We start from the raw sequence: 18,195 nt of genomic DNA, 5'->3' as shown, positions 1-18,195 counted from the left end.
ACGATAACCGTGCTTCAGCCTCGCCCGATACAAACACCAAGAGAGAATTACAAATATGAGTTATCAACAAGGACAAGTAACTCTGCCTGCAATTTATGTCGGTCGACAACCTTCCGCCGGGAAAGATGAAATCGGTGGAGGTTTTGGCAACCATCTCGGCAAAGGTTTTTCACCAGCACCCGGTGCTATGGAGCCTATTTTCCAACACCTGACACAGCAGACTGTCACCAAACTGGATACCACAGTCGAAGCATTAAACAATGAATACTGGGTAAACATCCAGACACTGCCGCAAGCGATTGAAGATGAACTCGCCGCCGTACGTGCTGAAGGGGCGAACCATCCCTTACCGCCAGTGGAGGCTATTCAACGGGAGTTGCACGTTCGTAACACCCTGCTCTTGCGTAAGACTGCCGAGTTTCATATCCAGACCGCTCTCGCTAACGCTTTTTATGGTGCGGATCCGATCAACCGAAGCACTATGGATTTCTTCGCCAGAGCGAGAAGATTCGCCCCCGTACAAACTCCCGATGGAAAAGCTGTCGAGCAATGGACTCGCTCCTATAAAGCCGCGTGGTCCGCACGACTTCTGAACGAAAAAATCCAGCTTTTGAATCAACAGCATGCTGGGGTACAAAACTTTCTTGCTGCCGTGCAAAACGACGAACACACACGTCAGGTTGCGCAACAAGAAGCTCAGCGTGTGGCTGCAGAATTAGCGCGTCTGGCAGCAGAAGCAGAAGCTCGCCGAATTGTTGCCGAACAAGAACGCATTGCTGCATTGGCACAGGAGCAACGCCTGGCCAACGAACAAGCACAGCTTGCCGCCTTGGCAGAAGCTCAGCGATTGGCCAATGAGCAAGCCAAGGCTGCTGCCGAAGCTGCAGCGCAGCATGCCGCTGCCGAGCAGGCTCGCCTTGAGGCACTGGCTGAAGTTCAACGTCAAGCTGAGCAGCAGCGTCTTGAAAGGGAACAACAAGAGGCGCAAAAGCGCGCACAAGAAAAAGCCAACAGACAGCCCCCCACGCTCACCCACTCCGGTTCAATGGCTGCAATCGGTCCGGTTTTTACCGCGACGGCCGGAAGCGTCGTCACCAATCCCGCCACATCGTTAGCCCTGAAGAACACACTGCGCACGGCGGTATCCGCCGCTATCGCAGCCCTAGCCACCTCGGCAACCCCGATCGTCGTTGGGTTCGCGGCACTGCTTACGCCTTCGAAGCTGAACAACGGTGACCTTTATACAGTGAGTGTTCCACTGTCGGAACTCGCCCCGGAAATGCCCGACAATCTATACGAGCTCGCAGCCGTTCAGGGAGAAGTCAATCTGAAGGTGACGCTGGCTTCGCGCGCGGCTGGCAATCAAACACAGGTCGTTGTCGCCACCACAGACGGTGTTTCGGTACCAGCCACCGTACCTGTCCGGCTCGCACGGTTTGACTCACAAAGGAACGTCTACGTTTCCACCAGTGCAGGTCCGCACACCATCACGACGACCTGGACGCCAGTAGTCGAACTCCCCCCTATATTGACCGAACTTCCAGTCAGCGAAATAGCTGTGCCGATTTATGCGGGCGCTACCGTCACGCCTGGTGAAGGACGAATCGATGCATTTCCACAACTGGATCAGTATAGCTTTGGTGGGTTCATCACTGTCTTCCCGATCGACTCCGGGATCCCTCCGATCTACACGATGTTCAGGGACAGACGGGACGAACCTGGCGTTGCCAGCGGATACGGACAAGCGGTTTCAGGGGCATGGCTAGGGGCAGCATCACAAGGAGAAGGAGCGGCGATCCCGCCACAGATTGCGGATAAACTGCGAGGACGGGAGTTTTCAAACTTTAACGCGTTTAGAAAAGCTTTTTGGAAGACAGTGGCTGCGGATCAACAACTGAGTGCAGAGCTCAGCCATATTAGTAAAATTGAGACATTACAGGGTCTAGCTGCGAGAGCGCCACAAGCAGGTCATGTCGGTAAGCGCCAAAAATTTGAGCTCCACCATGTGATACCCATCAATGAAGGAGGCGCCGTCTTCGATGCAGATAATCTTCGTATTTTGACACCAAAACAACATATTGAGACTCACTCTTACAAAGGAGAAAAGTAAAAATGATCCTAAAAAATAAATTAGAAGAATACACAGAGTCCGAGTATACGAGTCTCATATGTCGCTTATTTGATGGAAGTTACTCCACCGAAGAAGAGCTAGATTCAATTGTTGACAACATTGTAATCACGTCTGAACATCCAAACGGCTCCGACATTTTGTATTACCCAGCAGAAGGTGTTGAAGATAGCCCTGCTGGTGTACTGAAAACCATCAAAACCTGGCGAGCAGCCAATGGCAAACCTGGCTTCAAGGCCGAGGATTAATCAGCAACATCGAGCGTAAGCAACTGTTCTTACGCTCAACTCCTTCTCGCCTTTCATGGCTAGGGGCAGCATCACAAGGAGAAGGAGTGGCGATCCCGTCACAGATTGCGGATAAACTGCGAGGACGGGAGTTTTCAAGCTTCAATGCGTTTAGAAGAGCTTTTTGGGAGGCGATGGGCAACGATGCCTCTTTGAGTAGTCAATTTACAAAAATTAGGCAAATGGACATGAAGCGCAAACTTTCACCCATGGCGCCGCCAGAAGACCAAGTAGGCCTGCGAAAGAAATATGAAATTCATCATATCAAGCCCATCAGCGAAGGAGGCGAGGTTTACAGTTTAGATAACCTTAGGGTAATGACACCAAAACTACACATCAAATCCCACTCCAAAAACAAGGGAGGAGTAAAATGAATCTTCGAAATGAGTTTTCAGAATACACTGAGAAAGAATACCTAAACCTTATTAAGAGATTATTCGAAGGACACTACTCATCTGAATATGAACATGATGCGATTGTAGAAAATATTGTCCTTACCTCAGAGCACCCCGACGGAACAGGTGTCCTGTATGACCCTCGGGAAGGTATAGAGGACAGCCCCTCTGGCGTGTTGAACGCTATAAAAACCTGGCGAGCTGCCAACGGTAAACCCGGCTTCAAAGTCAAAAACCAGTCAGTAAAATCGAGCGCAGCCGTCATCCTTGCGCTCGATTCCTCTTCCCCCTTACAGCGAATATTTCTGCAAATTCCCCATCATTTCCTTCAACGCTTCAATGTTGTCCTTCGGATGCACCGCGCCTTCGAAGTCGCAGATCTGCTGCCAATGCGCCGCTACCTCCTCTGGCGAGAAACCCTCGCGCGGGTCAAACCCGGCACCGAGGCTGCGCTCCCAGCGCACTTTGCCCATCCAGCCGCCACCCACCTCGAACAGGCCGGAGGTTTCCTGGCAGTTTTCACTGGCCAGGTACACCACCAGCGGGCTGACCAGTTCCGGTTTCAGCTGCTCGAATACGTGTGGCGGGATCAGGCCTTCGGTCATGCGCGTGCCACCGGTCGGGGCGATGGCATTGACCAGAATGTTGTTTTTGCGGCCCTCGATGGCCAGGGTGCGGGTCAGGCCATAGAGGCCGAGCTTGGCCATGCCGTAGTTGGACTGGCCGAAGTTGCCGTAGATGCCCGACGTCGACGCGGTGAAGATCACCCGACCGTAGTTTTGCTCGCGCATGTGCGGCCAGGCGGCACGGGTGACTTTGTAGGCACCCTCGACGTGGACGCGGTAAACCAGGTCCCAGTCGCTATCGTCCAGTTTATGGAACGTCTTGTCCCGCAGGATCCCGGCATTGTTCACCACCACATCGATCCGGCCAAAGGTGTCGAGTGCGTGCTGAACGATTCTCTCGCCGTCGGTCACCGAGTCATGGTTGGCGATTGCGGTGCCGCCGGCCTCGCGAATCTCGGCTACCACGCGGTCAGCCGCGCTGGCGTTGGCCCCCTCGCCTTGCGCCGAGCCGCCAAGATCGTTGACCAGCACGTTGGCCCCCTGCCTGGCGAACAGCAACGCATGGGCCCGTCCCAGGCCGCCGCCCGCCCCCGTCACGATCACGACTTTATCTTCGAAGCGCACAGACTCATTCATTACCCAACTCCAGCAGGCCCAAGGACAGTGAGCCCGAGTGTCAGCCACACGGCATGCACTCACAATCAAGTGGGCTGGAGCTGAATGGTGGACGATAAGGCAGGGGGATGATCGAACGGTGTGCCAGGCGATCAGGGGATCAGGAACAGGCGACTTTCAACGCCAGGGAATTCAGATGCTCACGAAAGGCCAGGTAGTGCTTGAGCACCTGCACCGGCGCTTCAATCTGCGGGTAATGACCAATGCCTTGCAGCAACACGGTGTCCGGATTGGCAATCAGCGCCCGGTAGCGTTCGACCATGTGTCCGCCCGACACCGGGTCGGCTTCACCGTCAATCACCCGTAGCGCAACCTCTCCCGTCTGCATGGCGCGTACCCAGCGATTGCGCAGTGCACGGCGTTGCGGCACATAGGCGATCAGCTTATGCAGGATACGCGGCCCATTGTTGCTGTTGATCAAACTCCAGAAATCGTCCAGCTCGCTTTCACTGAGGCGGGACCGGGGACCGAAGATCTGCCGAAAACTCTTGACCAGGGTATCTCGCGTAAAGGCCCGCCCGATCATCCAGCCCAAGGGGCTGAGCAACAATTTCTGCATGAGCACCGGCCGATGAGTCTCGGGAAACAGCCCGCCGTTGAGGAACACGCAACTGGCAATCTCAGCTCGATCCTCTTCGTGCCGGGCCAGTAACTCCTGCGCCACGCTGTCCCCATAATCGTGGGCCAGTAGATGCACGGGTTGATCGATGCCTAAATGAATCAGTAGTGCCTGCTGCAGGTCTGTCTGCTCCAGCAGACAGTATTCATGGCCGAGGGGTTTCGCCGAGTCGCCAAAACCGAGCATGTCACAAGCAATCACCCGATAGCGCTGGGCCAAGGGCTGCCACAGGTAGTGCCAATCCCAACTGGCGGTGGGAAAGCCGTGGATCAGCAGCAAGGGTTCACCCTGTCCGGCCACCCAATAGCGGATGGTCTGGCCACGGAACACAAAGCTCTGGCTACGTTTGCGCCAGACGCATAACGGGATTTCGGCGAGAGACATTTAGAGTCTGTAGCCCGGGTATTGTTGATCGAGTTTGCGCAGCAACGCAGGCCAGGCCAGCGCGCCGCCCATTCCTTGAGCACTTTTGGTCACGCCGGCAATCATCGCGCGGGCGCCGGCGAGAATCTGCGGTTCGATGGCAATCAACTCGGCCCCGCCATTCTGCGCAAGCACCTGGATATCGCAGGCACGCTGAAAGGTGAACATCATCAAAAACGTATCGGCGATCGTGCTGCCACAGGTCAGCAGGCCGTGGTTGTGCAGCATCAGGAAATGGTTTTGTCCAAGGTCCGCTTGCAGTCGCGTCTTCTCCTCATGGTTGAGCGCGACACCTTCATAGGCGTGATACGCCAGGCTGGAGAGGACAAACAACGATTGCTGACTGATCGGCAGCACGCCTTGCTTTTGCGCAGAAACCGCTACGCCTGCCGCGGTGTGGGTATGCAGCACGCACGCCACGTCGTGACGCACTTCGTGCACCGCGCTATGGATGGTGTAGCCGGCGGGGTTGATCTCGTACGGACTGTCCATCTGCTTGTTGCCGGCCTGATCGACCTTGACCAGGCTCGAAGCGGTGATTTCGTGGAACATCATCCCGAACGGATTGATCAGAAAATCTTCGGTGCCCGGTACCTTGGCCGAAATGTGGGTGAAGATCAGATCATCCCAGCCATGCAGGGCCACTAGCCGATAACAGGCGGCCAGATCCACTCGCGTCTGCCACTCGGTGGCGCTGACCTGATCTTTGACATTCGGGGTTGATGCTGCGGGGGCTGCGCTCACGGCAAGACCTCAGTTCTTATTATTCTCAACATGTGAAAACAGTCTAGTCAGCTATCGGCATTCGGGTAGTTGCATTGGCAGCCAGCTTAATGACCTAACGAGTCAGTACATTTTCCAGTCGACTGGGTCGTGATCCATGTCACGACACCCACTTGAGCAGGGCCCCCGGCGAACGGCGTCTGGTCGCGCTGCCCTGCATAGTCGCGCGAGCGTCCGGTCAACCGCGCAGTGCGCTGATCAGCTCACTCAGCCAAGGTTCGGCATCCGTTTCGGGGGTCACACTTTCACTGGCGTCCAGGCGCAACATGGGCAGCACTTCACGCCCCCCGAGTTCGCCGAACAGCTCGCGCATCTGTTCACCGCCACCGCAGAAGGTATCACCGTAACTGGCATCGCCCAGACCGATCACCGCGCCCGGCAAACCGCGCCAGGCCGCTGGCAACGTATCGCGAATCATCGAGTACAAAGGTTGCAGGTTGTCTGGCAGCTCGCCCATGCCGGTGGTCGAGGTCACCGCCAGAAACGCTTCAGGACCAAATGCCTGAATATCCGCCAAGGTCGCGCGCGGGTTATGCCAGGTCTCGAACCCCGCCGCATTGAGTAGCTTGGCCGCATGTCGGGCGACTTCTTCAGCCGTGCCGTACACCGAGCCGGAAAGGATGGCGACTTTCATCAATCTGATCCTGAATCTGAGTGAAAACCGGAATACTAACAGCTGACACAAAAAAACTACGATTGACTCTCAATCAGCGATGATAGCCAGTGGACAGTTTCCCAGCCTGTCATAGAATGCAACGCACACTCAACGCAGAAAGGACTCTTCGATGATCAATGCTCAATTGCTGCAATTGGTGATCAACGCTTCAAACGATGGAATCGTGATTGCCGAAAGGGAAGGCGAAGACAACATCCTGATCTACGCGAATCCGGCCTTCGAAAAGCTTACCGGTTACAGCGCTGAAGAAATCCTCTATCAGGACTGTCGTTTTCTCCAGTCTGGAGATCGCGATCAGTGCGCCTTGGGCAGTATCCGTGAAACGCTGAAAAACGGCGGCTCCTGTCGCGAGGTCCTGCGCAACTACCGCAAGGATGGCACACCGTTCTGGAATGAACTGTCGCTTTCAACGGTGTACAACGAAAGCGACAAGCAGACATATTTCGTCGGTGTACAAAAAAACGTCACGACCCAAGTCAAGGCCCAACTGCGGGTCGAACAACTGGAAGCCGAGTTGAGCACATTGAAAGCCCAATTGCGGGCGCTCAATACGACCAACGGTCAAAACAAGTGAACGAATCAATGGTCACTAACTACAATCACCAATGACTTTGTAATTATATCTTTCGAGTAAACCATGCACCGCGATGCCCTTCTGACTCAGGATGAACTCGATTTCATCCAGATGATGCAACACAACCCGCAACTCAACGTGCGTGATGCGACGTCGAGCCTGCTGGTGAATGGGGGCGCCCAAATTCGCGACCTGCTGACTCGCCTGGCAGCGCACGAGCAAGTGACCATCCAGGCACAGTTTGAAAACCAGCAGATGACCTTCCCCCTGCACCTGGTCGAAGACGAGTTTCATGCGCTGCATTTGCGCCTGGGCGTACCGAGCATCTATGAAGACGGCCCCATGGTTCGCCCGTGGCGCCTGGCGCTTGAAGAGCCGGTTGCGCTGGAAAACGCCAAAGGTCAGCCAGGCCCGCTGTGGGTGCATGAAGTGTCGTTCAAGGGGATCTTGCTGGAAGTGCGCAACCGCACCAAGCCACCAAAAAGCTTCGCGCTGTGGTTCAGCCCTTCAGGTTATGAGCGTATCGCCCTGCGCGGCACCTTCGAGCGGGAAACCGAACACGGTTACTACGCCTATCGGCTCAACCAGGGCGACAAGGACGAAACCGAACGGTTGCGTCAGTACATCCTTCAGCAACACCGCCTGACCCACCCCGCCCTGCACACCTGAGCATCAGGTATCGAGCGTTCCCACCAGGAACCGCTGCAGACGCTGTTGCATCAGCCCGCCTTCGCTACCCAGGCAACCAATGGACGACCCGGCCAGACTGTCCTGTGCCAGGTCCGACGCATCGCCGGCCAATAGCAGACGGCAATCCAGGCTCATTGCCAGGCGATTCAGACGACGAGCAAAGTCCGGTGTCGGCGCCCGATTGGAAACCAGCACCAGTGCCTGGGGCTGGATTTTTTCACAGACCAGGGTCAGTTCATCGAAGGGTTTGCCCAACGCCAGCACCCTGACGCCCATGCGCTCGCAGCTCAGGTACAACGCTGCCAACAGCAACTCAACCTCATGGCAATGCCCTTCGATTGCAGCCACAGCAACCCGCACCGGCCGCGAACCGCGCAACATAACCAGACGCTGGAGCAGCCTGGAGCGCAGGAACTCGTCGAGCATCACCCACTCGCTGGTTTGTCCGAAGACGTCTTTCTGTTGCAGTGACTGCCTCCAGAGAGGCATGAAGATGTCCTGAAACACCACAATCAGTGAGTAGGTGGAAAAGACCTGACCGTAGATACGCCCCAGTTCGACATCATCGAAATGACTCAGCGCAGCCTTGATCTGGGTTTGCCACTGGGCATAATCGGCCTGGACCAGTTCATCCGGGATGAACTTCGACACAACCCGGGTTGCACGATTTTGGGTCAGAATCCGCCCTACCTTGCTGACCGCCACACCCCGGCCGATCCAGCCAAGAATGCTGCGAATCTGCTCGATATCGGTCATTGAGTACAGTCGATGCCCGCTTTCGGTGCGAGTCGGCTGAATCAAACCATAGCGCCGCTCCCAGGCACGCAGGGTTACCGGGTTGACGCCTGTCAGGCGCGCCACTTCACGAATAGGGAACAATTGCTCCTGACTGACGGCAAGAGCAGCCAATAAAGGCTCGGGAGGCTCTGTATCTACCATGGGCGCGCAGACATCCTTGTCAAGTTGAGTCTTACCTTATCTCTCAGTGCCCTCGACATTCAAGCCTGTGGCATTCGACGACTATCGTTGGTGTTTTCCGCACAATCAGGAATAATTCTTGCACATTTGTAAGCGCAGCCCTCTACCCCCGGTGCTGCGTTTTGCACACCTCCTACCCGGAGTCGCGTGCGCGTCATTATGGAGATACAAAATGTCTACCTCACCGGTCACCCTGATGGTGGCGCGTCGCGTTGCCAATGGGCGCTATCAGGACCTGATCGCCTGGTTGCGCGAAGGCGAACAACTGGCCACCGACTTCCCCGGCTATCTGGGCTCTGGCGTGCTCGCTCCGCCGCCCGACGATGACGAATTCCAGATCATCTTCCGCTTTGCCGACGAGAAAACCCTGCACGCCTGGGAACATTCCGTCTCGCGCACCACGTGGCTGGGGCGCGGCAGCGACCTGTTTGCCCACCCATCCGAGCATCGCGTCAGTGGCATCGACGGTTGGTTCGGTGCCATCGGGCAACGTCCCCCGCGCTGGAAACAGGCCGTGGCGATCTGGCTGGCGTTTTTCCCGGTCTCGCTGCTGTTCAACGTTGTCCTCGGCCCATTGCTCAACGACATGAGCATGCTGCCCCGCGTGCTCGTCAGCACCCTGGCCCTGACTCCGCTGATGGTCTACCTCTTCATTCCATTGTCGACCCGCCTGCTGGCCGGCTGGTTGAACAGCACGCCTGTGCGGTCGTTGCCCACCGAGCCCTCCACGCAGAATCGCTGATCCCCCACCGATGCGCTTGGCATAGGTTTGCAAGGCTCGTCGCTGGTATAGTTTTGCCATACCCGCCATGCGAGCCGCCCATGCCCCCCTCCCTTGCCCCGATCCTCATCACCGGCGCCAGCCAGCGTGTCGGGCTGCATTGCGCCAAACGGCTGCTCGAAGACGGTCAACCGGTGATCGTCAGCTACCGCAGTGAACGCCCCGGCGTGCAAACCCTGCGCGACTTGGGGGCGATCACGCTGTTCGCGGACTTCTCCAGCGAGTCCGGGATCCTGGCCTTTATCAGCGAACTGAAACAGCACACCCACTGTTTGCGCGCCATCGTGCATAACGCCTCCGCCTGGCTGGCGGAAACGCCTGACACCGAAGCGAGCGCATTTACCCGGATGTTCAGCGTGCACATGCTGGCGCCTTATCTGATCAACCTGCACTGTGCAGACCTGCTGGAGCGTTCCACCCCGGCGGACATCGTTCACATCAGCGACGATGTCACGCGCAAGGGCAGCAGCAAGCACATCGCCTACTGCGCCAGCAAAGCGGGGCTCGACAGCCTGACCCTTTCGTTCGCGGCAAAATACGCCCCGAAGATCAAGGTCAACGGCATCGCCCCCGCCCTGCTACTGTTCAACCCCGACGACGATGCTGCCTACCGCGCCAAGGCACTGGCCAAGTCCGCGCTGGGCATCGAGCCCGGTGCCGAAGTGATCTACCAGAGCCTGCGCTATTTGCTGGACAACCCTTATGTCACCGGCACGACCCTGACCGTCAACGGCGGACGGCACGTCAAGTAAGCCGCCCCGCGAGGATGTTCCATGACGTTATTGCCCCAGCACTACCGTGAGATCCTGATCGGCCTGGGTGAAGACCCCGACCGTGAAGGCCTGCTCGACACCCCGCTGCGCGCGGCCAAGTCCATGCAATACCTGTGTCACGGTTATGTGCAAAGTGTCGAAGAGATCGTCAACGGTGCGCTGTTCGCCTCTGACAATGATGAAATGATCATCGTCGACAACATCGAGCTCTACTCACTCTGCGAACATCACCTGCTGCCCTTCATCGGCAAGGCCCATGTCGCTTATATTCCTACCGGCAAAGTGCTGGGCCTGTCGAAGATCGCGCGCATCGTCGACATGTTCGCCCGGCGCTTGCAGATCCAGGAAAACCTCACCCGGGAAATCGCCGAGGCGGTGCAGCGTGTGACCGGCGCCGCCGGTGTTGCGGTGGTGATCGAGGCCCAGCACATGTGCATGATGATGCGCGGCGTCGAGAAACAGAATTCGATCATGAATACCTCGGTGATGCTCGGCGCCTTTCGCGAGTCGAGCACCACCCGCCAAGAATTCCTGCAATTGATTGGACGGAGCAAGTAGCAATGCCACAACTTCAACCAGGAATGGCCCGCATCCGGGTCAAGGACCTGTGTCTGCGGACCTTCATCGGGATCAATGAGGATGAAATCCTCAACAAGCAGGACATCCTGATCAACCTGACGATCCTGTATGCCGCCCAAGACGCGGTACGCGATAACGACATCGATCACGCGCTCAACTACCGCACCATCACCAAAGCGATCATCGCCCACGTGGAAGGTAACCGGTTTGCGCTGCTCGAACGCCTGACCCAGGAGTTGCTGGACCTGGTCATGGCCAACCAGAGCGTGCTCTACGCCGAGGTCGAAGTCGACAAACCCCACGCCCTGCGCTTTGCCGAGTCGGTGTCGATCACCCTCGCGGCAAGCCGCTGAGCTTTGAGCTACAAGCCGTAAGCTTTAAGCTAGAAGCCAACGTAATCCATATCTTGCAGCTTGAAGCTTGCCGCTTGAAGCTGTCTCAGAGAGACCTATGACCGACCAACAACGCCTGGAACTTGAAGCCGCCGCTTTCCGCCGGCTGGTTGCCCACCTGGACAGCCGCAAGGACGTGCAGAACATCGACCTGATGAACCTCTCGGGATTCTGCCGCAACTGCCTGTCCAAGTGGTACAAGGCCGCCGCTGACGAACGCCAGATCGAGGTCAGCCTCGACGATGCCCGTGAAGTGGTCTACGGCATGCCCTATGCCGAGTGGAAAGCCCAATACCAGCAAGAAGCCAGCGCCGAGCAACAAGCGGCGTTCGCCAAAGGAAAAACCCATGACTGACCTGAACACCCTGCGCGCCAGCCTGAACAGCGGCGAACACGCTTTCGCCGATACCCTGGCGTTCATTGCCGAAGGCTACGACTACCAGCCACAGGCCTTCAACAACGGTGGCGTGGAAAACGCCGCCGGGCAGAACGAAGGTTCGTGCAAGACCCTGGGCCTGGCCCTGCTGGAAGGCTTGAGCGATAAAGAGGCACTGCTGGCATTTGGCGAACACTACCGCTCGGTGGTGGCGACGCCTGAAGGCAGTGATCACGGCAACATCCGGGCACTGATTGCCCATGGCCTGGCGGGTGTGAAGTTCACGCAGCAGCCACTGGCGCGCCGCTGATTCTCCCTATGGAAGCGGGCTTTCCCGCTCCCATAGCAAGCGCTTCATTGCCCGTGCAATCGCGGGCATGAAAAAACCGGCCTTGGCCGGTTTTTTTCATTTCAACGCTCGCGCAATCAAGCGTTCTACAGATCGTCCAGGTAACGCTCTGCGTCCAGTGCAGCCATGCAGCCGGCGCCCGCCGAGGTGATCGCCTGACGGTAAACGTGGTCAGCCACGTCGCCGGCGGCGAAGATACCTTCGAGACTGGTAGCAGTCGCATTGCCTTCACGACCGCCCTGCACCACCAGATAACCGTCCTTGAGGGTCAACTGGCCTTCGAACAGCGATGTGTTCGGGGTATGGCCGATGGCGATGAACACACCGTCGACTTTCACTTCGTCGAAGCTGCCGTCGTTGTTTTTCAGGCGGGCACCGGTCACGCCCATGTTGTCGCCCAGCACTTCGTCCAGGGTCGCGTTCAGCTTCAGCTCGATCTTGCCTTCGGCAACCCGGGCATTGAGCTTGTCGATCAGGATCTTCTCGGCGCGGAAGGTTTCGCGTCGGTGGATCAGGGTCACCTTGCTGGCGATGTTGGCCAGGTACAGGGCTTCTTCAACAGCGGTGTTGCCGCCGCCGACCACGGCCACTGGCTTGTTGCGATAGAAGAAACCGTCGCAGGTCGCGCAGGCCGAAACGCCTTTGCCCATGAAGGTCTCTTCCGACGGCAGGCCCAGGTAGCGAGCGCTGGCGCCGGTGGCGATGATCAGGGCGTCACAGGTGTAAGTACCGCTGTCGCCGGTCAGGGTGTACGGCTTGGCAGCAAAGTCGACGGCATTGATGTGATCGAAAACGATTTCGGTCTCAAAACGCTCGGCGTGCTCTTTCATCCGCTCCATCAGCGCCGGGCCGGTCAGGCCGTGAACGTCGCCCGGCCAGTTGTCGACTTCGGTGGTGGTGGTCAACTGACCACCCGCCTGCATGCCAGTGATCAGCAACGGCTTGAGGTTAGCGCGGGCAGCATAGACCGCAGCGCTGTAACCGGCAGGGCCGGAACCGAGAATAATCACTCGCGAATGACGTACATCAGACATGACTCACTCCTATCGACCGGCCGGTACTACCTGGCGCGGATGCCGGATTGCCGGCTGGAATAAAAAAGGACCGTGCCGACGCTTGGGGAAGCGCCATAGTGGGACAGCCCTGAAAAATAATGGGTGCAGCGTATCGAGGAGGCGAAGATTAAGGAAATACGGTTTAACAATCCAGCTCATAGGCGGTCTCTATATGCTGGAGCTGCATCTATAGGCGCCTTTGTTACAGTTAATGTCGATACCGTTACCGTGCTTTCGCCTGCCGGGCAAAGCCGGTAAGGTCGGCGCGTTTCTCATTGCTCGGAGCACACTATGCCCGCCCCCGTTCTGTCCGGCCCGCAATACCTGCGCGAAGGCCTCAAGCTGATCCTGAGTCCTGGCCTGCGCTTGTTTGTGCTGTTGCCACTGGCCATCAACCTGGTGCTGTTCGTCGGATTGATCTACCTGGCCAGCCATCAGTTCAGTCTGTGGGTCGACACCTTGATGCCCTCCCTACCCGACTGGCTGAGTTTCCTCAGTTATGTGCTCTGGCCACTGTTCGTGGTGCTGGTGGTGTTGATGGTGTTTTTCAGCTTCACCATGCTGGCCAATGTGATCGCCGCCCCCTTCAACGGATTTCTCGCGGAGAAGGTTGAAGTGGTAGTGCGTGGTACCGACGATTTCCCGGCCTTCAGCTGGGGCGAACTGGTCGCCATGATCCCGCGTACCCTCGCCCGCGAGATGCGCAAACTAGGCTACTTCCTGCCTCGGGCGCTGGCGCTGTTCATCCTGTCGTTCATCCCGGTGCTCAACCTGATTGCCGCACCGCTGTGGCTGATCTTCGGCGTGTGGATGATGGCGATCCAGTACATCGACTACCCGGCGGACAACCACAAGCTGGGCTGGAACGAGATGCTCGCCTGGCTGCGCGAGAAACGCTGGCAGAGCATGGGCTTTGGCGGCAGCGTTTACCTGGTGCTGCTGATTCCCGTGGTCAATATCCTGATGATGCCCGCGGCCGTAGCCGGAGCGACACTGTTCTGGGTACGCGAGCGCGGCGCGGAAAATCTGGTGGCCAAGCAAGGCTGACCCTTCATGAATTCGTCATCGCGCTGACACAATGACGACACGGCCTCAGCCGACACTGAGGCCATGACGACAGCCCTGCATATCACCCTGATCACCGAAACCTTTCCACCCGAAATCAACGGCGTGGCCAACACCCTTGGCCGCTTGTGCGACGGATTGCGCGCGCGCGGCCACCAGGTCGAACTGGTGCGACCGCGCCAGGCTGACGATCAGGCCCGAGCCAGTGATGACGAGCTGTTGCTCTGCCGAGGCTGGCCGCTGCCCGGATACCCTGGACTGCAATGGGGCCAATCGTCGATGCACAAGCTGCTCAGGCGCTGGAAGCGCCAGCGCCCGGACGTGCTCTACATCGCCACCGAGGGGCCATTGGGCTTGTCTGCCTTGCGGGCAGCACGGCGATTGGGCATTGCCGCGGTGAGCGGTTTCCACACCAATTTCCAGCAGTACTCCAGCCAGTACGGCCTCGGGCTGTTGACCCGGCTGCTGACGCACTACCTGCGCTGGTTCCATAACCGCTCCCAACTGACGCTGGTGCCCAGCGCCAGCCAGCGACTGGAACTGGAGCGTCGGCACTTCGAGCGCCTGGCGCTGTTGTCCCGGGGAGTCGACAGCCAGTTGTTCCACCCGACCAAACGCCTGGGCTCCCTACGGGAAAGCTGGGGGCTGGCCAATGACGATATCGCGGTGATTCACGTGGGCCGGTTGGCCCCGGAAAAAAACCTGGGGTTGCTCAAGCGCTGCTACCAACACCTGCAATCGACTTATCCACAGCGCCGGATGAAATTGATCGTGGTCGGTGACGGACCACAGCGCGCCGCCCTGGAAAAGGACATGCCAGAAGCGATCTTCTGCGGCTCACAACGCGGTGAAGTCTTGGCCTGCCACTATGCATCCGGGGACATTTTCGTGTTCCCGAGCCTGACCGAAACCTTCGGCAATGTCGTACTGGAAGCACTGGCCTCGGGCCTTGGGGTGGTGGCCTACGATCAGGCCGCCGCAGCCCAGCACATTCGTCATGGCTATAACGGTGTCGTGGCGATGCCAGGGGATGAAGACGCTTTTTGCGATGCCGCTGGCTGGCTGTTGGAGGAAGCGGAAGCCCTGCGCTGCATACGCCTGAATGCACGTCAGCACGCGAGCCGCCAGGGGTGGACGGCGATCATCGAGCAGTTTGAAAGTCAGTTGCGCGGCGCGTGTGTGGGGGAGATGGCGGTACCGAATGCACCGACCTTGCCTTAACGCCATGGCGAGCCTGCTCCCACACAGGACCTTGTTGTCCTGCAGGAGCGGGCTTGCCCGTGAGGGTGTTAGCGGGTCGCCGCTTAAACCAGCGTCATCAATGCTTCGCGACTGAACGGCAGGATGTCCTCTTCACGGCCATCACGCACTTTCCGCGCCCAGTCCGGATCGACCAGCAAGGCGCGGCCCACGGCCACCAGGTCGAACTCATCGTTGTTCAGACGCTCCAGCAGTTTCTCCAGGCTGGCAGGCTGCGCGACTTTGTCGGTATTGACCATGAACTGCAGGAACTCGCCGTCCAGGCCAACGCTGCCGACCGTGATGGTCGGCTTGCCGGTCAGCTTGCGGGTCCAACCGGCCAGGTTCAGTTCAGAGCCTTCGAACTCCGGCTCCCAGAAACGGCGAGTCGAGCAGTGGAAAATATCCACACCGGCATCCGACAACGGTTGCAGGAATTCACCCAGCGCCTCAGGGGTGTGCACCAGTCGCGCGGTGTAATCCTGCTGTTTCCACTGGGAAAAGCGGAAGATGATCGGGAAGTCTTCACCGACCTCGGCACGCACGGCCTGGACCAGTTCAATAGCAAAACGCGAACGGTTGGCCAGGCTGCCACCGTATTCGTCGGTGCGCTGGTTGCTGCCTTCCCAGAAGAACTGGTCGACCAGGTAGCCGTGGGCACCATGAATTTCCACGCCGTCCATGCCGACGCTCTGTGCATCCCTGGCCGCCTGGGCAAATGCCGCGATCACCTCCTGAATGTCCTGTCGGGTCATGCCATGCACCACGACCTGACCTTCCTTGATTTTTTCCGACGGGCCGTAGCCCGGGACACTGACGTCCGGCTCGGTGCCGATGCGCCGAACGCTGCCCACATGCCACAGTTGCGGAACAATCTTGCCGCCTTCAGCGTGCACGGCATCGACCACTTTCTTCCAGCCGGCCAGCGCGGCCTGGCCATAAAAATGCGGGACGTTGGGGTAGCCGTTGGATGCCTTGTGACCCACCGTGGTGCCCTCGGTGATGATCAGGCCCACGCCAGCCGCCGCGCGACGGCGGTAGTACTCGATCACTTTTGAGTTCGGCACACCGCCCGGAGAGAACGAACGGGTCATCGGTGCCATGACCACGCGGGTCGGCAGTTCCAGCGCGCCGAGGTTGAACGGTTTGAACAAGGCTTTGACGGGCATGCGGCACTCCACAGGGACGCGAGGTTTATGACGGCGATAATATGGAGACCGAAAGGTGCTGAACAGCACTATTGATTGCAGTGATTAAGCTAAAAAGACAGAACGGATTGACAGGAGCTGGAGGGCCGAAGCGGCCCTGGCGTCTTGCGGCGATCAACAGGGACGTGATCGCAGGCAAGTCAGCTCCTGCAAAAAGAGATCACGCGAGGGCTTTTTCGATGGCCTGGATGACCGTCGGATCATCCGGCGCAGTGCGTGGCGAGAACCGCGCCAGCACGCGACCGTCCTTGCCCATCAGGAATTTTTCGAAGTTCCAGGTGATATCACCGGGAAACTCGGCCCCCTCGCCTGCCAGCAGACGATACAGCTGATGACGTTCATGGCCGTTGACTTCCAGCTTGCTGGACAACGGAAAACTCACGCCATAATTGAGGCTGCAGAACGTCTTGATCTCGTCTTCCGTGCCCGGTTCCTGCCCGGCAAACTGGTTGCACGGCAAGCCCAGCACGCTGAAGCCTTGGGCCTTGTACTGCTGATAAAGGTTTTCCAGCGCAGCGTACTGTGGCGTCAGACCACACTTGGAGGCGACGTTGACCACCAGCACGACGTGCCCCTTGAAGGGCGCCAGAGGCAACGCCTGGCCATCCAACGCTTTTAATGTAAGGTCGTGAAAAGCACTCATGACGTACTCCAGATATCCCGTGTTTTTCTCGAAACAGCCCAGCAACCGCGCAAACACCGATGGCCGGTAACGGCCACCGACTAAAAAGGCGCCCTCGGGCGCCTCTCCAGTTATCTGAGCTTAGCGCAGAAATTAGTGGTGATGACCACCTTCGCCATGGATGTGACCATGGGCGATTTCTTCCTGGCTGGCGTCACGGATGTCGATGATCTTGACCTGGAAGTTCAGGCGCTGGCCGGCCAACGGGTGGTTGCCGTCAACGGTCACGTCGTCGCCGTCCAGATCACGGATGGTGACGATCTGCATTTGGCCGTCTGGCGCGGAAGCGTGGAACTGCATGCCCACTTCCAGTTCGTCAACGCCTTCGAACATGCTGCGGCTCAGGGTGCTGACCAGTTCGGCCGCGTATTCGCCGTAGGCGTCTTCCGGTTCTACGGCAACAGTCAGTTCGTCACCGACCGCTTTGCCTTCCAGGGCTTTTTCCAGGCCTGGAATGATGTTGCCTGCGCCTTGCAGGTAAACCAGCGGTGCGCCGCCGGCAGAGCTGTCGATGACCTCACCAGCGTCGTTGGTCAGGGTATAGTCGATGGAGACAGCCTTATTGGCGGCGATCAGCATGGGGCGAGACCTTTTGCATAAGAATAAAGAATGGGTAAGTTTAGCGAAGCAAACGCCCGAAAGCGAACAGAACCCGGATAAACGGCCCGCTTCGAATGCATCGACGATTACCGGCTTCCATCAGGACGAGCAAGGACACTGGGTGGCCGAGCTGTCCTGTGGGCACACCCAGCACCTGCGCCATCAACCCCCCTGGCAAACCAGGGCCTGGGTGCTCGACCCCGTGCAACGTATTGAAAAAATAGGTCAGCCCTTTGCCTGCGGTTGGTGCGCTCAAGGCCCGGTTAGCGATAACCTTGGCGTTTGATTCAGGCAGATCGTCA

23 protein-coding genes and 1 pseudogene are annotated in these 18,195 nt (G+C 58.1%); 15 read left to right on the top strand and 9 right to left on the bottom strand.

All coding sequences use genetic code 11. The features are described 5' to 3' along the window. Positions 1–55: 55 nt before the first annotated feature. The 4 genes and pseudogenes from CKW29_RS11685 to CKW29_RS11670 form a co-directional block, all read left to right on the top strand. Complete coding sequence (locus tag CKW29_RS11685) at positions 56–2,110, top strand: S-type pyocin domain-containing protein (protein WP_256584878.1); 2,055 nt, start codon at positions 56–58, stop codon at positions 2,108–2,110. 2 nt (positions 2,111–2,112) lie between these two features. Next, positions 2,113–2,376: a bacteriocin immunity protein gene (locus tag CKW29_RS11680; protein WP_095144954.1), complete on the top strand. Its 264-nt coding sequence runs from the start codon at positions 2,113–2,115 to the stop codon at positions 2,374–2,376. Continuing rightward, the gene (locus CKW29_RS11675) at positions 2,331–2,789 is read left to right on the top strand and encodes an HNH endonuclease signature motif containing protein (protein ID WP_371850793.1); all 459 of its coding nucleotides are present in this window, start codon (positions 2,331–2,333) and stop codon (positions 2,787–2,789) included. The genes CKW29_RS11680 and CKW29_RS11675 overlap by 46 nt, the downstream gene beginning before the upstream one ends. Continuing rightward, positions 2,786–3,025, top strand: a pseudogene (locus CKW29_RS11670) (bacteriocin immunity protein); the annotation flags it as partial. The gene CKW29_RS11675 and the pseudogene CKW29_RS11670, both read left to right, overlap by 4 nt. Before the next feature lie 75 nt (positions 3,026–3,100). Here the strand turns inward: CKW29_RS11670 and CKW29_RS11665 are convergent. From CKW29_RS11665 to CKW29_RS11650, 4 genes are all read right to left on the bottom strand, one after another. After that, a complete protein-coding gene (locus tag CKW29_RS11665; protein WP_095144957.1) occupies positions 3,101–4,012 on the bottom strand; it encodes an SDR family oxidoreductase in 912 nt (303 codons plus the stop codon). Between the two features lie 139 nt (positions 4,013–4,151). Continuing rightward, complete coding sequence (locus CKW29_RS11660) at positions 4,152–5,054, bottom strand: alpha/beta fold hydrolase (protein ID WP_095144958.1); 903 nt, start codon at positions 5,052–5,054, stop codon at positions 4,152–4,154. Next, positions 5,055–5,837 (bottom strand): class II aldolase/adducin family protein, encoded by a 783-nt coding sequence (locus tag CKW29_RS11655; protein ID WP_095144959.1) that lies wholly within the window; start codon positions 5,835–5,837, stop codon positions 5,055–5,057. It abuts the gene before it with no gap. A gap of 217 nt (positions 5,838–6,054) precedes the next feature. Next, positions 6,055–6,510, bottom strand: coding sequence for a flavodoxin (locus CKW29_RS11650; RefSeq protein ID WP_095144960.1), 456 nt, complete (start codon positions 6,508–6,510; stop codon positions 6,055–6,057). A gap of 151 nt (positions 6,511–6,661) precedes the next feature. Here CKW29_RS11650 and CKW29_RS11645 point away from each other — a divergent pair, with 151 nt between their 5' ends. Both CKW29_RS11645 and CKW29_RS11640 read left to right on the top strand, forming a co-directional pair. Beyond that, positions 6,662–7,126 (top strand): PAS domain-containing protein, encoded by a 465-nt coding sequence (locus tag CKW29_RS11645; protein ID WP_095148519.1) that lies wholly within the window; start codon positions 6,662–6,664, stop codon positions 7,124–7,126. A gap of 63 nt (positions 7,127–7,189) precedes the next feature. Beyond that, positions 7,190–7,795, top strand: a complete 606-nt coding sequence (locus CKW29_RS11640) for a hypothetical protein (RefSeq protein ID WP_095148518.1) — start codon at positions 7,190–7,192, stop codon at positions 7,793–7,795. Between the two features lie 3 nt (positions 7,796–7,798). Here CKW29_RS11640 and CKW29_RS11635 read toward each other — a convergent pair whose 3' ends face one another. Next, entirely contained in the window at positions 7,799–8,755 is a 957-nt protein-coding gene (locus CKW29_RS11635; protein WP_095144963.1) for a MerR family transcriptional regulator, read from the bottom strand. A gap of 211 nt (positions 8,756–8,966) precedes the next feature. Between CKW29_RS11635 and CKW29_RS11630 the strand changes: the two genes are divergently transcribed. From CKW29_RS11630 to CKW29_RS11605, 6 genes are all read left to right on the top strand, one after another. Next, complete coding sequence (locus CKW29_RS11630; protein ID WP_095144964.1) at positions 8,967–9,536, top strand: antibiotic biosynthesis monooxygenase; 570 nt, start codon at positions 8,967–8,969, stop codon at positions 9,534–9,536. 80 nt (positions 9,537–9,616) lie between these two features. Continuing rightward, entirely contained in the window at positions 9,617–10,327 is a 711-nt protein-coding gene (folM, locus tag CKW29_RS11625) for a dihydromonapterin reductase (protein WP_095148517.1), read from the top strand. 21 nt (positions 10,328–10,348) lie between these two features. Continuing rightward, positions 10,349–10,906 (top strand): GTP cyclohydrolase I FolE, encoded by a 558-nt coding sequence (gene folE / locus CKW29_RS11620; protein WP_095148516.1) that lies wholly within the window; start codon positions 10,349–10,351, stop codon positions 10,904–10,906. Positions 10,907–10,908: 2 nt separating this feature from the next. Next, entirely contained in the window at positions 10,909–11,280 is a 372-nt protein-coding gene (folX, locus tag CKW29_RS11615; protein ID WP_095077796.1) for a dihydroneopterin triphosphate 2'-epimerase, read from the top strand. Between the two features lie 97 nt (positions 11,281–11,377). Then, the gene (locus tag CKW29_RS11610) at positions 11,378–11,674 is read left to right on the top strand and encodes a DUF1244 domain-containing protein (protein WP_095077800.1); all 297 of its coding nucleotides are present in this window, start codon (positions 11,378–11,380) and stop codon (positions 11,672–11,674) included. After that, positions 11,667–12,005, top strand: a complete 339-nt coding sequence (locus CKW29_RS11605; RefSeq protein ID WP_095144967.1) for a HopJ type III effector protein — start codon at positions 11,667–11,669, stop codon at positions 12,003–12,005. The genes CKW29_RS11610 and CKW29_RS11605 overlap by 8 nt, the downstream gene beginning before the upstream one ends. Positions 12,006–12,130: 125 nt before the next feature. Here the strand turns inward: CKW29_RS11605 and trxB are convergent, their stop codons facing one another. Continuing rightward, positions 12,131–13,078 (bottom strand): thioredoxin-disulfide reductase, encoded by a 948-nt coding sequence (trxB, locus tag CKW29_RS11600; RefSeq protein ID WP_095148515.1) that lies wholly within the window; start codon positions 13,076–13,078, stop codon positions 12,131–12,133. 312 nt (positions 13,079–13,390) lie between these two features. On the opposite strand from trxB, the gene cysZ reads away from it, so the two are divergent. Both cysZ and CKW29_RS11590 read left to right on the top strand, forming a co-directional pair. Then, positions 13,391–14,146 carry a sulfate transporter CysZ gene (gene cysZ / locus CKW29_RS11595; protein WP_095144969.1) on the top strand — a complete coding sequence of 252 codons (756 nt, stop codon included), beginning with the start codon at positions 13,391–13,393 and terminating at the stop codon, positions 14,144–14,146. A gap of 63 nt (positions 14,147–14,209) precedes the next feature. Further along, positions 14,210–15,385, top strand: coding sequence for a glycosyltransferase family 1 protein (locus tag CKW29_RS11590; protein WP_095148514.1), 1,176 nt, complete (start codon positions 14,210–14,212; stop codon positions 15,383–15,385). 83 nt (positions 15,386–15,468) lie between these two features. On the opposite strand, the gene CKW29_RS11585 is transcribed toward CKW29_RS11590, so the two are convergent. The 3 genes from CKW29_RS11585 to CKW29_RS11575 form a co-directional block, all read right to left on the bottom strand. Next, a complete protein-coding gene (locus CKW29_RS11585) occupies positions 15,469–16,572 on the bottom strand; it encodes an NADH:flavin oxidoreductase (protein ID WP_095148513.1) in 1,104 nt (367 codons plus the stop codon). A 199-nt stretch (positions 16,573–16,771) separates the two neighbouring features. Next, on the bottom strand, positions 16,772–17,254 hold the full coding sequence (locus CKW29_RS11580; RefSeq protein ID WP_095077824.1) for a glutathione peroxidase: 483 nt from the start codon (positions 17,252–17,254) through the stop codon (positions 16,772–16,774). A gap of 132 nt (positions 17,255–17,386) precedes the next feature. Then, positions 17,387–17,872 carry a peptidylprolyl isomerase gene (locus tag CKW29_RS11575; RefSeq protein ID WP_095077829.1) on the bottom strand — a complete coding sequence of 162 codons (486 nt, stop codon included), beginning with the start codon at positions 17,870–17,872 and terminating at the stop codon, positions 17,387–17,389. Between CKW29_RS11575 and CKW29_RS11570 the strand changes: the two genes are divergently transcribed. Further along, positions 17,841–18,179 carry a DUF3565 domain-containing protein gene (locus tag CKW29_RS11570; protein ID WP_095148535.1) on the top strand — a complete coding sequence of 113 codons (339 nt, stop codon included), beginning with the start codon at positions 17,841–17,843 and terminating at the stop codon, positions 18,177–18,179. The two genes, CKW29_RS11575 and CKW29_RS11570, sit on opposite strands and share 32 nt — an antisense overlap. Positions 18,180–18,195: the final 16 nt, after the last annotated feature.

It is taken from the genome of Pseudomonas sp. Irchel s3a18 (genome assembly GCF_900187535.1).
In the GTDB taxonomy this organism is placed as follows: domain Bacteria; phylum Pseudomonadota; class Gammaproteobacteria; order Pseudomonadales; family Pseudomonadaceae; genus Aquipseudomonas.
This window is presented reverse-complemented; position numbering and strand designations above follow the sequence as displayed.

Coding starts and splice junctions, on each gene's coding strand:
- CKW29_RS11685 (WP_256584878.1), top strand. CDS start 56: ATGAGTTATCAACAAGGACAAGTAACTCTGCCTGCAATTTATGTCGGT.
- CKW29_RS11680 (WP_095144954.1), top strand. CDS start 2,113: ATGATCCTAAAAAATAAATTAGAAGAATACACAGAGTCCGAGTATACG.
- CKW29_RS11665 (WP_095144957.1), bottom strand. CDS start 4,012: ATGAATGAGTCTGTGCGCTTCGAAGATAAAGTCGTGATCGTGACGGGG.
- CKW29_RS11660 (WP_095144958.1), bottom strand. CDS start 5,054: ATGTCTCTCGCCGAAATCCCGTTATGCGTCTGGCGCAAACGTAGCCAG.
- CKW29_RS11650 (WP_095144960.1), bottom strand. CDS start 6,510: ATGAAAGTCGCCATCCTTTCCGGCTCGGTGTACGGCACGGCTGAAGAA.
- CKW29_RS11645 (WP_095148519.1), top strand. CDS start 6,662: ATGATCAATGCTCAATTGCTGCAATTGGTGATCAACGCTTCAAACGAT.
- CKW29_RS11640 (WP_095148518.1), top strand. CDS start 7,190: ATGCACCGCGATGCCCTTCTGACTCAGGATGAACTCGATTTCATCCAG.
- CKW29_RS11635 (WP_095144963.1), bottom strand. CDS start 8,755: ATGGTAGATACAGAGCCTCCCGAGCCTTTATTGGCTGCTCTTGCCGTC.
- CKW29_RS11630 (WP_095144964.1), top strand. CDS start 8,967: ATGTCTACCTCACCGGTCACCCTGATGGTGGCGCGTCGCGTTGCCAAT.
- folM (WP_095148517.1), top strand. CDS start 9,617: ATGCCCCCCTCCCTTGCCCCGATCCTCATCACCGGCGCCAGCCAGCGT.
- folE (WP_095148516.1), top strand. CDS start 10,349: ATGACGTTATTGCCCCAGCACTACCGTGAGATCCTGATCGGCCTGGGT.
- folX (WP_095077796.1), top strand. CDS start 10,909: ATGCCACAACTTCAACCAGGAATGGCCCGCATCCGGGTCAAGGACCTG.
- CKW29_RS11610 (WP_095077800.1), top strand. CDS start 11,378: ATGACCGACCAACAACGCCTGGAACTTGAAGCCGCCGCTTTCCGCCGG.
- CKW29_RS11605 (WP_095144967.1), top strand. CDS start 11,667: ATGACTGACCTGAACACCCTGCGCGCCAGCCTGAACAGCGGCGAACAC.
- trxB (WP_095148515.1), bottom strand. CDS start 13,078: ATGTCTGATGTACGTCATTCGCGAGTGATTATTCTCGGTTCCGGCCCT.
- cysZ (WP_095144969.1), top strand. CDS start 13,391: ATGCCCGCCCCCGTTCTGTCCGGCCCGCAATACCTGCGCGAAGGCCTC.
- CKW29_RS11590 (WP_095148514.1), top strand. CDS start 14,210: ATGACGACAGCCCTGCATATCACCCTGATCACCGAAACCTTTCCACCC.
- CKW29_RS11585 (WP_095148513.1), bottom strand. CDS start 16,572: ATGCCCGTCAAAGCCTTGTTCAAACCGTTCAACCTCGGCGCGCTGGAA.
- CKW29_RS11580 (WP_095077824.1), bottom strand. CDS start 17,254: ATGAGTGCTTTTCACGACCTTACATTAAAAGCGTTGGATGGCCAGGCG.
- CKW29_RS11570 (WP_095148535.1), top strand. CDS start 17,841: ATGGAGACAGCCTTATTGGCGGCGATCAGCATGGGGCGAGACCTTTTG.
- CKW29_RS11575 (WP_095077829.1), bottom strand. CDS start 17,872: ATGCTGATCGCCGCCAATAAGGCTGTCTCCATCGACTATACCCTGACC.